Origin of the sequence: Streptomyces sp. NBC_00250 (genome assembly GCF_036192275.1) — a bacterium.
Lineage (GTDB): Bacteria > Actinomycetota > Actinomycetes > Streptomycetales > Streptomycetaceae > Streptomyces.
The window spans coordinates 8494423-8508155 of sequence record NZ_CP108088.1 but is presented as its reverse complement, the minus strand read 5'-3'; the positions used below and the strand labels follow the sequence as shown (position 1 = coordinate 8508155).

Below are 13733 nucleotides of genomic sequence, written 5' to 3'. Positions count from 1 at the left end.
ACGGGCCGCCGCGTCACGCGGCGAGGCGCGGGCCCCACGGCTCGGCCCACTCACGACTCGACCCACTCACGACTCAGCCGCCGCTGGACGAGCGCACCCTCAGTCGCGGAAGGACGAACAGCCGGTGCCGGGGAGCGTCCGGCTGCTCGATTCTGCGCACCAGCAACTCCACGGCAGACGCGCCGACTTCATGTTTCGCCGGGGCGATGGCGCTCAGCGGGATGTCGGCGAGCCCCGCCACCTCGTCGTCGTACGCCACGATCGCGACGTCGCCGGGGACCTGGACGGATCGCGCCCGCACCCTCCTCAGGAGCGCCAGCGCGTGGTTGTCGGGATGGGCGATGACGGCGTCGACGCGGCCGGCTGCCACGGCGTCGAGCAGCTCCTCGACCGGGTCGTCGTACTCCGGACTCCCGGGGCCCGCGTCTCCGGTGTCCAGGACGGACACCGGAAGAGGGGCTTCGAGCCCTGCCGCGCGTACGCCGGCCTCGAAACCCTCGGTGATCCACTGCGCGGTCGGGCTCGTGCCGCGTACGAGCAGCGCGAGGCGAGTGCGGCCCGCCTCCGCGAGGTGCCGCACGGCCAGGCGCGCTCCGTGGACGTGGTCGGACACGACGTGGTCGATCCCGGCCATCTCGTCCGACTCGGGCCGGCGCTCCACGATCACGACGGGGACAGGCAGTTGCTCGTACCAGCCACGCGGCCCGGTCGGCACCACGAGCAGCCCGTCGACGCCGTCGCCGATCATCCTTTCGACCTGCGCGCGCTCCTCGTCCGCGTCGTATCCCGAGATGTCCAGGACCAGTCGGACGTTGAGGGCGGCGGCGGCCTCGCGCGCGCCCTTGATCACCTCGGGGAAGTAGTAGTCGGCGGACGGCACGATCAGACCGATCACGCGCTCCCGGCCGCGGGCCGGTGCGGCGGGGTCCGCGTCGGCGGATGCGGTCTCCGCCCAGGTCTCGGGCAGCATGGCCCCGCCGTGCACCCGGGCGACCAGGCCGCGGTCGGCGAGGATCTCCACGTCGCGGCGGATCGTGACCGGGGAGACGCCCAGTTCGGCGGCGAAGTCGCTGACCCGCAGGGAGCCCTCTTCGCGCAGCCTGCGCAGGATCGCCTGATGCCTGTGTTCCGCGTGCACTTCCCCGCTCCCCTCGAACGACGGCCCAGTTCAGACGCAGTGTAGCCACCTCACGATCGATTCTGTCGGTTTCTTGTCGAACGGACAATCAATGGCGGTTCCTGTCCAAACCGTTGCTCTCTTGGTTTTCTGCGTGTTAGAAACCCCACGCTTACGAGCCAGCGACAGCGCCGAGGCAACGACGCGCTCCTCCCGTAAAGGTCGTCTCCCATGCCATCTCCCTGGCGTCGCCGCACCTTCCTCCATGCCGCCGGTGGGGGCGTGCTCGCCCTCGGACTCACGGGGACGCTCGCGCACCCGTCCGGCGCCTCCGAAGCCCCCGGCGCCGAAGGGACGTTCACCTCCACGTCCGACGCGGAGTTCGACGCGCTGCGCGGCAAGTGGCGCGACCTCATCCTCGGTACGGGCTTCAGTCCGACGGCGGAGCCGTACCGGACCATCCTCAGCAGCCTCGGCACGACCGCGGCCGGCTACCGGGCGACCATGGCCCCGGCGAGCGGTTCACTCTGGCCCGGCCGCTCCTGGGCCGACCCGGAGCCGGACCTCGACGCGGAGTCCTACGCGTTCTCCGCCACCATGAACGACAGCTACAACCGGCTGCGCACCATGGCCGAGGCGTACTCCCAGCCCGGCACCGGACTGACCGGGGACGCCGGACTGCGTGATGCCGTCCTCACCGGACTCGACCACCTCCACTCCGAGGTCTACAACGAGAACACGACGCGGTACGGCAACTGGTACAACTGGCAGATCGGCGCTCCGCAGGCGCTCATGGACACCTGCGTGCTGATGTACGACCACCTGTCGGCGACACAGATCGCCGCCTACTGCCGGGCCGTGGACGCGTTCGTGCCGGAATCGGTCTTCGCCTCGTACACCGGGACCAGCACCGGCGCCAATCGCGTCGACCTGTGCCGCGGAGTCATCCTGCGCGGGATCGTCGGCAAGGACACCGGCAAGATCACACTGGCGTCCCAGGCGCTGGCCCCGGTGTTCCCGTACGTCACCTCGGGAGACGGCTTCTACGACGACGGATCGTTCGTCCAGCACCGCAACGTCCCCTACATCGGCGGCTACGGCGCGGTGCTGCACGACGGAGTGGGCCGACTGCTGGCCCTGCTGCGCGGGTCGAGCTGGGAGGTGAAGGACGCCGGCACCCAGCTCTTCCTCGACACGATCGAGAAGGCCGTCGCACCGTTCATCTACAACGGCCTGATCATGGACAACGTCAGCAGCCGGGGCATCAGCCGCATCGGTACCGACGAACACCAGCGCGCCCACGGCCTCATGGCGACCATCCTGCTGGTCGGCCAGGGGGCGAGCCCCGAGGAGAACGCCCGCTGGCGGGCGATGGTCAAGGGCTGGCTGCAGCGCGACTACTACTACCCCGCGCTCAAGAACCCGGGCCTCAGCCTGATCAGGGCATCACTCCTGCAAGCGCTGCAGGACGACACCGCCGTGAAGGCCGCCCCCGAGCCCGTCGAGCACCGGCTGTTCCCCCACATGGCACGAGCCACCCACCGCCGTCACGACTGGGCGGCCTCCCTCTCCATGGCCTCGAACCGCATCGCCCACTACGAGTTCGGCAACGGCGAGCATGCCCGCGGCTATCACACCGGCGCCGGCTGGCTCTCCTGGTGGGGCAGCGACTTCGGCCTGGAGCAGTACTCGGACGCCTACTGGCCCACCGTCGACCCGTACCGCCTGCCCGGCATCACCGCATCACGCAAGCCCCTCGCCGACGGCGAGGGCGGCAACTGGGGGCAGCCCATGCCGGACGCGGCCTGGGTCGGGGGCACCACCGACGGCGCATACGCCGCAGTCGGCCAGCACCTCAAGGGCCTGTCCAGCACCATGAGCGCCAAGAAGTCCTGGTTCTGCCTCGACGACTCCATCGTCTGCCTCGGCGCCGGCATCACCTCCACGGACGGCCACGCCGTCGAGACGACCGTCGACAACCGCGCCCTCGGCGCCGCCGGCGCCCCGGTGCTCACCGTCGACGGCCGTCCGCAGCCGGTGACACAGGGCTGGACGGCCACCTTCGACGACGCCGAGTGGGCTCACATCGCCGGTCAGGCGGGCTACGTCTTCCCCGGCGGCGCAAAGCTCGCCGCGGTACGCGAGGAACGCACCGGCTCCTGGCGGGACATCAACACCGGCGGATCCCCCGACCCGATCACCCGCCGCTATCTGACCCTCTTCACCGACCACGGCATCGACCCGACCGACGGCGACTACGCCTACGTCCTGCTGCCGGGAGCGAGCGCAGGTACGACCGCCCACCGCGCCCACGACCGGGGATGGCTGCGGATCCTCGCCAACACCGGCGCCCAGCAGGGCGTCCGCGTCCCTAAGCTGGGCCTCACCGCGGTGAACTTCTGGACCGCGGGCACCGTCGGCGGCCTCCGGGCGAGCGCCCCCGCCTCCGTCCTCGTACGGGAGCACCGCAACGGCACGGCGACCGTCGTCGTCTCGGACCCCGCGCGGCAGGCCACCTCCCTGGACATCGTCTGGAACCGCAGGGTGGGCAAGGTCCTCTCCCGGCCCGCCACGGTCACCGCCGCGACCACCGGCCCATCGCTGAAGCTCACCTTCGGCGACCTCACCGGCCAGGCAGGCGCACCCCAGAAGGTCACGGTCCGCCTCGGCTGACGCCGAGACCGGAGGCGGACCTCCGCGGCTCGTCGCTCACGGGGTGCGGACGACGGGGCAGTATGCAAGATGCTGCTCGCCTCGCTGCCCGAGGAGGAGCCGGCGGACGGTGTCCCCGACGGGGCCGAGCTGGTCGCGATGACCCCGCACAGCGTCACCGACCCGGCCGACCTGCGCGCGGCGCTCGCGGAGGTGCGGCGGCGCGGAATCGCCACGGAGGACAGGGAGTCGAACCCGGACGTCTCCTGCGTGGCCGCGCCCGTCCGTGACCGTTCCGGCCGGGTGGTCGCCGCCCTGTCGATCTCCGCGCCGACGATCCGCTGGAGCGAGACGCGCCGCGCCGAGCTGGAGGACCTGGTGGTCGAGGGGGCCACGGAACTCTCCGAGCGGCTCGGCCACCGGAGGACGGCATGATCGAGGTCGCGGTCCGGGAGCGCGCCGAACTCGGTGACGGCCCGACGTGGGATCCGGCCGTGGGGCGGCTGGTCTGGGTCGACATCCTGGGCTCCCGGGTGCACACGTACGACCCGGCGTCCGGGCGCCGCACCGTCCTCGCCGCCGAGCAGCACGTGGGCGCGGCCAAGCCGCGCGCGAGCGGCGGTCTCGCCGTCAACCTCCGTGACGGCGTGGGGGTTTACGACGCTCAGGGCGCCTTCAGTCGGCTGCACCACGAGCCGGTGCCGGGCCGCCGCGGCAACGACTCCGCCGTCGCCCCCGACGGGGCGCTGAGGGCGTGCACCATGCGCTACGACGAGGCGCCCGGTGGCGGAACCCTGTCCCGGGTGGCGCCCGGCGGCACGGTCCGGACGGTCTCGGCGATGTCGCCATCGGCAACGGCACCGGCTGGAGTCCTGACGGGCGGCGGATGTACTCCATCGACTCGCCCACCCGCCGCGTCGACGTCTTCGGCGTCGGCCCCGGGACCCAGGACCCGCTGAACCGCCGCCCGCTGGCCGTCGTCGAGAACGGCGCGGGCTTCCCCGACGGGCTCGCCGTCACGCCGACGGATGCGTGTGGGTGGCACTGTGGGGCGGCGGGGCGGTGCGCCGCCACACGCCGTCCGGGGCGCTCGACCGGGTCGTGGAACTGCCCGTGCGCCGGCCGACGGCCTGCGCGTTCGGCGGGCCCGACCTGACCGATCTGTACGTGACGACGGCGCGGACCGGCCTGGATCGCCCGCACCCGCTGTCCGGCTCCCTCTTGGTCGTGCCGGGCGAGGTCTTGCACCCCTTCCCCTCCAGGCTCTTGACGACGTTCTTTCCGTCGGCGATCCACCGCTCGGAGGACTGGGTCGGCATCGCGATGCCGATGGCGCCGGTCAGGACGGCTCTGCGGTTGCGCATGGTCATCAGTCCTCGTTCTTCTCGTCGTTGAGATCGAAGCGCTTCAGGAACCCCGGCAGCCGGGAACCGAGCGGCGCCATCGCGCCGTCCGCGCCGTGCCGGGCGAGCAGGTCCAGGGAGAGACGGCCGCGCCGCACCCGCTCCCGGGCGGTGTCCAGGGCGAGCGTCCGCAGATGGGAACCGTAGGGGTAGATCCCGGGCGCCTTGGACAGACCGAACTTCAGATAGAGCGGTGCTCCGCGCCGGATCAGCTCGGCGACCTCGTACATCCGCACGTAGCCGCCGAGGTCGTCGGGGGCCTCGATGTACATGTCCATGGGGGCGGCGGAGACCCGCCGAATGCCGGTGAGGTGATCGAGCGTCAGGTCGCTGGGCACGTTGATCGAGTCGGCGCCGAGACGTTCGTACACCGCGTACGAGGCGGGGTTGACCGGGCCGATCAGCGCGGAGACCTTGAGCGTGGTGTCGGCCGGGACGATGCCCTTGAGGCGCGCCCGGTGCAGCGCCCACAGCACGCCCTCGTCGGCGACGAGCAGGCACTTCACCCCCAGCTCGGTGGCCCGGACGGCGTCCTCGACGCACCCCGCGACGGCGTCGTGGCCACGCGCACGCGGTCCGGCCCCTCGCGAGTCGGTGCGCACGGAGCCGCCGATGTCCCAGGTGCCGCGCGGGCCGGTGAACAGACAGAGCTCGACGGCGCGTTCGGTGGTCTCGGCGACCATTTCGGTGATCTCGGCATCGGTGAGCATCCACACGCCGCTGCCCTGACTGATCCGGTGCACCGGTACGTCGAGCCGCTCGGCCTCCGCCAGGACCACGGCCAGCGCCTCGGGGCCCTCGCAGGACGGAATCTCGGTACGCCAGCGGCCGCCACCGGGGAAGGTGTGCGGCGAGGCGTCGGCGGGGGACAAGGCCGGGACCCCGAGGCCCAGCGCGGCGAGCACGTGCTCGCCGGGCCGACGGGAGGTCGGGGAGTGAGCGTCGGTCACAGACAGTCCTTCACGTTCGAGATATCGGACATGGTTCGAAGTAATGGACACGGACTTTCCTCCACCGGGGCGCCTGGGCGCCGGGGGCCCACGGGATGGGCCGGGGCACCGGGGTGGGGCCCACGGGACACGGGATGATGCGGGGCGGCGTCCGGCCTCCGGATCGATCGCCCGCGGCCTACGGCCCCAGCGGCGCCTCGGCCGGGACGGCGAGGGCCTCGCCGTTCACCGGGCCCCCTGGGGTCGACGTCGCTCCCAGCCCTCGGACCACAGGTCGAATCGGGCCTGCTGCTGCGGGAACTCGGCCGCCGCGTCCACGTCGAGTTCGACACCGAGGCCGGGCGCCTCGGAGAGGTGGAAGCAGCCCGTCTCCGGGTCCACCCGCGGGGCGCCCTTGACCACCTTCTTGATCTCGGCGTCCGCGACGGCGAACGGGTCCGAGCCCGCGATGTGGTTCGCCTCGGCCTCGCCGAGATAGCCGAGGAGCGCGTCGGTGTGCCCGAGCATCCGGGTCTCGCCGACCCCGTTCAGGCCCTCGTCCGTGTGGAACAGGACGTAGGTCAGGTTGCGCCACGGCGTTGCGGCGACGTGCGTGCTGATTCCCGTGATCCGCACAGCGGTTGCCCCTTGCCGCTCGTTCGATATTTCGTCATGCATTCGAAATTCTGGCGCGACAGTAGGGAGACCGCACGAGGGGCGTCAAGAGGTCGGACCACCCGCGTACGCAGGCCGCCTCATGGGGGACGAAGGCCTCCGTGTCGACCGCGACGGGTCCGCGGAGTGCGGTCTCCGTCGGCACCCAGGCCCGCCGATGCTCGATCTGCGGCGGGCAGCAGTGGACGGCGCGGTCGACCAGGCGCGTAGATCGGTCGATAATGGACCCTATGTCCCAGAAATCCGCCAGGAAGCCGCATGAACCGTCGACCTTGACGGTCAAGGGGCGGGACATGCGCCTGCGCACCATCGGTTTCGTGGTTCTCGCCGCCCTGGCCATCTGGTTCATCGCGGCCAATACCGGTTCGGTCACCGTCAGGCTGTGGGTCCCGTCGGTCACGCTTCCGCTCTGGATCGTCCTCACCGTCACCCTCCTCGTGGGCGTCGTCCTCGGCCTGCTCATCGCCCGGCGCCGCGCACAACGGTGAGGCGGTGTGGTCGACGAGGTCGCGGACGCCCTGTTCACGGTGCGGTGTGGTCGACGAGGCCACGGACGCCCTGTTCACGGTCCGGCATGCGGTCAGAGGTGTGCAGTCCTCGTTCGCGCGCCTAAGGTGGCGGTGCAGCTGGTTCGCCCCGTCCGCCAGGCGGGAGGCGTCGTAAGAGGGAACCCGGTGAGAATCCGGGACTGCCCCGCAGCGGTGAGCGGGAACGACCGCCGTCATACGCACTGGGACCGGACAACGGTCCTGGGAAGCGACGGCCAGTAGGTGTCCTCCACGAGGAGGGCGTGCCCGTGAGTCCGAAGACCTGCCCGTTGCCCGCGCGTGGACGATTCCCGTGCGGCTTTCTCGGTGACCTCGTGGGCGGGTCGGCGTACACAGCGAGCGGCACGCGCGGGACCCTCCGCGACGTGGGCCGCCCGTTCTGTCGTCTCCTTCGCGTCCGCGTTCCGTCCCCGGGATGTTCTGGACACATCTCGCGAAGGAGAGTTCCGTGACACCGAAGCCCGCAGCCGCGGCAGCACGAGCCACCGTGTACGGGTACCCCCGTCAGGGGCAGAACCGTGAACTGAAGAAGGCCGTCGAGGGCTACTGGAAGGGCCGCGTCACCGCTGACGCCCTTCGTCGGACCGCGGCCGGCCTGCGCCGATCGAACTGGCAGCGGCTGACCGAGGCCGGCATCAACGAAGTGCCGACCGGTGACTTCTCGTACTACGACCACGTCCTGGACACCAGCGTCATGGTCGGCGCCGTCCCGGCTCGCCACCGCGCCGCCGTCGAGGCGGGCACCCTCGACGGGTACTTCGCGATGGCCCGCGGCACGCAGGACGTCGCCCCGCTGGAGATGACCAAGTGGTTCGACACCAACTACCACTACCTGGTCCCCGAGCTCGGCCCCGACACCACGTTCACCGCCGACTCCCGCAAGCAGGTCGCCGAGCTGAAGGAGGCCCTCGCCCTCGGGCACACCGCCCGCCCGGTCCTCGTCGGCCCCCTCACCTACCTACTGCTCGGCAAGCCCGCCCCCGGCGTGGCCGGGGACTTCGAGCCGCTGACCCTCCTCGACCGGCTGCTGCCGGTGTACGCCCAGGTGCTCGCCGACCTCCGCGCGGCCGGCGCCGAGTGGGTGCAACTGGACGAACCCGCCCTGGTCCAGGACCGCACCCCGGCCGAGCTGAACGCCGCCGCCCGCGCCTACCGCGACCTGGGTCGTGCCACCGACCGGCCCAGGCTGCTCGTCGCCTCGTACTTCGACCGGCTCGGCGACGCCCTCCCGGTACTCGCCGCAGCCCCCGTCGAAGGTCTCGCCCTCGACTTCACCGGGGCCGCCGCAGCGAACCTCGACGACCTCGCCACGGTCGGCGGGCTGCCCGGCAAGCGCCTGGTCGCGGGCGTGGTCAACGGCCGCAACATCTGGATCAACGACTACCGGAAGTCCCTGGCCACTCTCGGCACCCTGCTCGGGCTCGCCGACCAGGTCGACGTCGCCGCCTCCTGCTCGCTGCTCCACGTGCCGCTGGACGCGACCGCCGAACGGGACATCGACCCGCAGATCCGGCGCTGGCTGTCCTTCGCCCGCCAGAAGGCCACCGAGGTCTCCACCCTCGCCCGTGGACTCGCCCAGGGCACCGGCGTGATCACCGCCGAGCTGGCCGCCAACCGCGCCGGCCTCGCCTCCCGAGCCGGCTCCGCCCTCACCCACGACCCCGCGGTCCGCGCCCGTACCGCGGCCGTCACCGACGCGGACGGTCGGCGTTCCCAGCCGTATGCGGTGCGGGCCACCGCCCAGCGTGCCCTCCTGGGGCTTCCCGTGCTGCCGACCACCACCATCGGCTCGTTCCCGCAGACCGAGGAGCTCCGCGTGGCCCGCGCCGACCTGCGCGCCGGCCGGATCGACGCCGCCGCGTACGAGGAGCGGATCAAGGACGAGATCCGCGAGGTCCTCTCCTTCCAGGAGAAGACCGGCGTCGACGTGCTCGTGCACGGCGAGCCCGAACGCAACGACATGGTGCAGTACTTCGCCGAGCAGCTCACCGGCTATCTGGCCACCCAGCACGGCTGGGTCCAGTCGTACGGCACCCGCTACGTCCGGCCCCCGGTCCTGGCCGGGGACATCTCCCGCCCCGAACCGATGACCGTGCGATGGACGACGTACGCCCGGTCGCAGACCTCGAAGCCCGTCAAGGGCATGCTGACCGGCCCGGTGACCATGCTCGCCTGGTCCTTCGTACGCGACGACCAGCCGCTCGGGGAGACCGCCCGGCAGGTGGCACTCGCCCTGCGCGACGAGGTCGACGACCTTGAGGCGGCGGGCACATCGGTCATCCAGGTCGACGAACCGGCCCTGCGCGAGACGCTCCCGCTGCGCGCCGCCGACCATGCGGGCTACCTGGCCTGGGCGACCGAGTCCTTCCGCCTCACCACCAGCGGCGTCCGGCCGGACACCCAGATCCACACCCACATGTGCTACGCCGAGTTCGGCGACATCGTCCAGGCCATCGACGACCTCGACGCCGACGTCATCAGCCTGGAGGCGGCCCGCTCCCACATGCAGGTCGCCGACGAACTCGCCGAGCACGGCTACCCGCGCGAGGCCGGACCCGGCGTCTGGGACATCCACTCCCCGCGCGTCCCCAGCACCGAGGAGGCGGCCGCCCTCCTCCGCAAGGGACTCGAAGCCATCCCCGCCGAGCGCCTGTGGGTCAACCCCGACTGCGGCCTGAAGACCCGAGGTTGGCCCGAGACCAGGGCCTCGCTGGAGAACCTCGTCGCCGCCGCCCGTGAAGTCCGCGCGGACCTGGCCGATGCCGACGTGACCGCCTGATCCCGCGGGTCCGGGTCGGGCGCCCCGCGCGCCCGACCCGGATCGGCACGCCCCGCCCCGCCCCGGCACCACGGCCACAGGTCGCGGGCGCCCGGCTTCGTCGAGTTCGGGCGCCGACCCGTTGTCGAACTCACGTCACCGGTGCCTCGCTCGACCCTGTCCGCCGACATACGGTAGGCGTGGTCCTCCCCCGCGCTGTGCGCCGCAGCCGACAGACGCAGCCGCAGTCCCACCCCACGGCGAAGGAACCCTGACGCGACAGAGGAGTCCGCGATGGGAATGTACGAGGATGTCTTCCGCGCCAGCATGGAAGACCCGGAGAACTTCTGGCTCGACGCCGCCGGGGGCATCGACTGGGATGTCGTTCCCCGGAGAGCACTGGACTCCTCGGGCGCGCCCTTCTACCGCTGGTTTCCCGACGGGCGGCTCAACGTCTGCTTCAACGCGCTCGACCGGCACGTCGAAGCGGGCCGCGGCGACCAGCCCGCGCTCGTCTACGACTCCCCCGTCACCGACACCCGTCGGACCTACACCTACGCGCAGCTGCGGGACGAGGTGGCGGTCTTCGCCGGGGCGCTCGCCCGGCTCGGCGTGGGGCGCGGCGACCGGGTGGTGATCTACATGCCGATGGTTCCGGAGGCCGCCGTCGCGATGCTGGCCTGCGCGCGCATCGGCGCGGTCCACTCGGTCGTCTTCGGCGGGTTCGCCCCGCGCGAACTCGCCCTCCGCATCGACGACGCCGCCCCCAAGGTGGTCGTCTCCGCCTCCTGCGGCATCGAAGGCAAGCGTGTCATCGAGTACAAGCCGCTGCTCGACCGGGCGATCGAGCTCGCCGCCCACAAGCCGGAGAAGAGCGTGGTCCTGCAACGGCCGCAGGCGCCGGCCGAGCTGGGGCCCGACGACCTCGACTGGGCCGATTTGGTGGCCGGTTCATCGCCGGCCGCATGCGTTCCCGTACCCGCGAACGATCCCCTGTACATCCTCTACACGTCCGGAACGACCGGAAAGCCCAAGGGAGTGGTGCGTGACTGCGGCGGCCACGCGGTCGCCCTGCACTGGTCGATGGGCGCCGTGTACGACATCGGCGCGGGCGAGACGATGTTCACCGGATCCGACGTGGGCTGGGTCGTCGGTCATTCGTACATCGTCTACGGGCCCCTGCTGGTCGGCGCCACGACCGTCCTGTACGAGGGCAAGCCGGTGGGCACACCGGACGCGGGGCAGTTCTGGCGCGTCGCGGCCGACTACCGGGTCAAGACCATGTTCACGGCGCCCACCGCCTTCCGTGCCATCCGCAAGGAGGACCCGGAGGGAACGCTGGCCGCGGACCACGACCTCTCCCACCTTCGCTACCTCTTCCTCGCCGGCGAGCGCCTCGACCCCGAGACCTATCGCTGGGCGAGCGCTCTCCTGGAGGTCCCGGTGATCGACCACTGGTGGCAGACCGAGACCGGCTGGCCCATCGTCGCCAACCCGGTCGGGATCGAAGCCGCCCCCGTCAAACCCGGCTCTCCCAGCCGCCCGCTGCCCGGCTGGGACGTCCATGTCCTCGACCCCTCGGGCGAGCCGGTACCCGAAGGCGTCGACGGCGCGATCGTGGTCGGACTCCCCCTGCCACCCGGAGCGCTCCCCACCCTCTGGAACGACGACGACCGCTACGTCACCTCCTACCTGTCCGCCTACGACGGCTACTACCTCACGGGCGACAGCGGGCACATCGACGCGGACGGCTACGTCTTCGTCATGGGCCGCACGGACGACGTCATCAACGTCGCCGGACACCGGCTGTCCACGGGCAGCATGGAGGAGGCCCTGGCCGCCCACCCCGACGTCGCCGAGTGCGCGGTCATCGGTGTCGCCGACGCCCTCAAGGGGCAGGTGCCGCGGGGCTTCGTCGTACTGAAAGCCGGTGCCGCCCGCGATCCCGGTGAGGTCGAGGGGGAACTCGTCCAGCTCGTACGCGACCGCATCGGCGCCGTCGCCTCCCTCAAGGACGTGGCGGTCGTGGCAGCTCTGCCCAAGACCCGCTCGGGAAAGATCCTTCGCAAGACGATGCGCGGCATCGCCGACGGCCACGACGAGCCCATCCCCTCCACCGTCGACGACGCGAGCGTCATCGACGCCCTGCGCCCCGTTCTCCGACGCGCCGGTCACACCCCATGAACCGGTCTCGGCCACACGCGCGCTGAAACGGCGGAATCGATCCCGTCGGTGATCGAGGGCATGGGGTGCCGAAGCCGGGGCAGGCGGAGTTCAGGCGGGCACGCCACCCGCCGCGTACGACACACGGAAAAGGGAGGGCGACGAGGGAACCTCACGCCGCCCTCTGCCTACCGGAGGAGTTGTTTTCGCGTGACCGAGCACGTGTGGAGCTACAAGTCGACCGCGGGCCACCTGGCCGGTACCGATCTGACCGGCTACAAGGTCGAGGCGACCGACGGCGGCATCGGGAAGGTGGACAAGCACTCCGACGAGGTCGATGACGCCTATCTGGTCGTGGACACCGGCGCCTGGATCTTCGGCAAGGAAGTCCTCCTGCCGGCCGGCACCGTCGTCCGGATCGATCTGGACGAACGGAAGATCTTCGTCGACGGGACCAAGGAGCAGATCAAGGACGCTCCCGCGTTCCACCGCGACAAGCACTTGGACGACCCCGCCTACCGCCACGAGCTGGGCACCTACTACATGTTGGGCGGCCCGTTCGGTATCCGAATCGTCTGAACCCTCGCGCGACGGAGGGCCCGAACTCGACGAGTTCGGGCCCTCCGTCGTCTGCGCCCGCCCTTCTAACTCCCCTTCAGGACAATGAAGTTGACCGAAGTTGACGTGTCAGGTGCATGACTTATGAGGGGGCGGGAGCATACCGTCGGAAGGCCCCGGAGGATCGGCGACCCGACCGCCAGGTCGACCGGTACCAGCGCCACCCCTGCCCCACTCTCGGTTCCGCCAGGTTCCGGGCCCCCCACGAGTGAAGGAGCAGCATGTCTCCCTACACATGGCTGAAGACGGCCACCGTCGGCTTCGCAGTCGTCCTGGCCACGGCAACGGCCACGACGGCGAACGCCGCACCCACCCCTGTGACGGAACCGTCGACGGCACCCGCGAGCGTGTCGGCAGTGGTGACACTTCGTTACGACGACAGCCGGGCCGGAGGCTGGGAGGCGGCCATCACCGCCGGCGTCGCCTCGTGGAACGCGAACGTCGACAACGTCAAGCTGGTCGAGGCCGCACCGGGCACCCGGGCGGAGATCGTGATCGTGGCGACCACCGGCTGGCCCCAGGCCACACTCGGGCCCGTCCGTCCGGGCAGGCAGGTCCGTGTCGAACTCGGGAGCCAGGCGGTGAGCCAGGGGTACGACAAGACCCGTATCGCCGCTCATGAACTCGGCCACAGCCTGGGCCTCCCCGACACCAAGCCCGGCCCGTGCTCGCAGTTGATGTCGGGGTCCAGCGCCGGTACGGCGTGCGTGAACGCGATCCCCGACGCGACCGAGCAGGCCCGGGTGGAGTCCGCCTACGCCAACGGCGCCGCCGCACTCGTCGCCACCGACGGCCGAACCCTCGTGGACGCCCCGTAAACGCGTGACCGAAGCCCCGTAGCCGAGGCCCGGAAAAGCAGGGCGCCCGATC

At 71.3% G+C, this 13733-nt stretch carries 9 protein-coding genes, 4 pseudogenes and 1 riboswitch; of the genes and pseudogenes, 9 read left to right on the top strand and 4 right to left on the bottom strand.

Translation table 11 applies throughout. From position 1 onward, the window contains the following. Positions 1-73: 73 nt before the first annotated feature. Positions 74-1138 (bottom strand): substrate-binding domain-containing protein, encoded by a 1065-nt coding sequence (locus OG259_RS38345; protein ID WP_328946461.1) that lies wholly within the window; start codon positions 1136-1138, stop codon positions 74-76. Positions 1139-1348: 210 nt separating this feature from the next. On the opposite strand from OG259_RS38345, the gene OG259_RS38340 reads away from it, so the two are divergent. The 4 genes and pseudogenes from OG259_RS38340 (at position 1349) to OG259_RS41900 (ending at position 5164) form a co-directional block, all read left to right on the top strand. Continuing rightward, on the top strand, positions 1349-3790 hold the full coding sequence (locus tag OG259_RS38340) for a polysaccharide lyase 8 family protein (protein WP_328946460.1): 2442 nt from the start codon (positions 1349-1351) through the stop codon (positions 3788-3790). A gap of 12 nt (positions 3791-3802) precedes the next feature. Continuing rightward, positions 3803-4204: pseudogene (locus OG259_RS38335) on the top strand (IclR family transcriptional regulator); the annotation flags it as partial. After that, on the top strand, positions 4201-4728 hold the full coding sequence (locus tag OG259_RS38330; RefSeq protein ID WP_443052087.1) for an SMP-30/gluconolactonase/LRE family protein: 528 nt from the start codon (positions 4201-4203) through the stop codon (positions 4726-4728). The pseudogene OG259_RS38335 and the gene OG259_RS38330, both read left to right, overlap by 4 nt. Beyond that, positions 4656-5164, top strand: a pseudogene (locus OG259_RS41900) (SMP-30/gluconolactonase/LRE family protein). Before OG259_RS38330 ends, OG259_RS41900 begins: the two are co-directional and overlap by 73 nt. Here OG259_RS41900 and OG259_RS38320 read toward each other — a convergent pair. The 3 genes and pseudogenes from OG259_RS38320 to OG259_RS41890 form a co-directional block, all read right to left on the bottom strand. Further along, positions 5139-6122 (bottom strand): hypothetical protein, encoded by a 984-nt coding sequence (locus OG259_RS38320; RefSeq protein ID WP_328946459.1) that lies wholly within the window; start codon positions 6120-6122, stop codon positions 5139-5141. The pseudogene OG259_RS41900 and the gene OG259_RS38320 overlap by 26 nt on opposite strands. Positions 6123-6347: 225 nt before the next feature. After that, positions 6348-6545, bottom strand: a pseudogene (locus tag OG259_RS41895) (mandelate racemase/muconate lactonizing enzyme family protein); the annotation flags it as partial. Beyond that, positions 6540-6737, bottom strand: a pseudogene (locus OG259_RS41890) (mandelate racemase/muconate lactonizing enzyme family protein); the annotation flags it as partial. The pseudogenes OG259_RS41895 and OG259_RS41890, both read right to left, overlap by 6 nt. 332 nt (positions 6738-7069) lie before the next feature. Here OG259_RS41890 and OG259_RS38310 point away from each other — a divergent pair. From OG259_RS38310 to OG259_RS38290, 5 genes are all read left to right on the top strand, one after another. Then, positions 7070-7264: a lipopolysaccharide assembly protein LapA domain-containing protein gene (locus tag OG259_RS38310; RefSeq protein ID WP_328946457.1), complete on the top strand. Its 195-nt coding sequence runs from the start codon at positions 7070-7072 to the stop codon at positions 7262-7264. Between the two features lie 122 nt (positions 7265-7386). Further along, a riboswitch (cobalamin riboswitch) is annotated at positions 7387-7608 on the top strand. A 164-nt stretch (positions 7609-7772) separates the two neighbouring features. Beyond that, entirely contained in the window at positions 7773-10103 is a 2331-nt protein-coding gene (gene metE / locus OG259_RS38305) for a 5-methyltetrahydropteroyltriglutamate--homocysteine S-methyltransferase (protein ID WP_328946456.1), read from the top strand. Between the two features lie 273 nt (positions 10104-10376). Beyond that, positions 10377-12266: a propionyl-CoA synthetase gene (locus tag OG259_RS38300; RefSeq protein ID WP_328946455.1), complete on the top strand. Its 1890-nt coding sequence runs from the start codon at positions 10377-10379 to the stop codon at positions 12264-12266. A gap of 189 nt (positions 12267-12455) precedes the next feature. After that, the gene (locus OG259_RS38295; RefSeq protein ID WP_328946454.1) at positions 12456-12824 is read left to right on the top strand and encodes a PRC-barrel domain-containing protein; all 369 of its coding nucleotides are present in this window, start codon (positions 12456-12458) and stop codon (positions 12822-12824) included. Between the two features lie 260 nt (positions 12825-13084). Further along, positions 13085-13681, top strand: coding sequence for a snapalysin family zinc-dependent metalloprotease (locus tag OG259_RS38290; RefSeq protein ID WP_328946453.1), 597 nt, complete (start codon positions 13085-13087; stop codon positions 13679-13681). Positions 13682-13733 lie beyond the last annotated feature (52 nt).

Excerpts from the sequence above, each read along its gene's own strand:
- OG259_RS38340 (WP_328946460.1), top strand. The coding sequence starts at position 1,349 with ATGCCATCTCCCTGGCGTCGCCGCACCTTCCTCCATGCCGCCGGTGGG.
- OG259_RS38330 (WP_443052087.1), top strand. The coding sequence starts at position 4,201 with ATGATCGAGGTCGCGGTCCGGGAGCGCGCCGAACTCGGTGACGGCCCG.
- OG259_RS38290 (WP_328946453.1), top strand. The coding sequence starts at position 13,085 with ATGTCTCCCTACACATGGCTGAAGACGGCCACCGTCGGCTTCGCAGTC.
- OG259_RS38310 (WP_328946457.1), top strand. The coding sequence starts at position 7,070 with ATGCGCCTGCGCACCATCGGTTTCGTGGTTCTCGCCGCCCTGGCCATC.
- OG259_RS38300 (WP_328946455.1), top strand. The coding sequence starts at position 10,377 with ATGGGAATGTACGAGGATGTCTTCCGCGCCAGCATGGAAGACCCGGAG.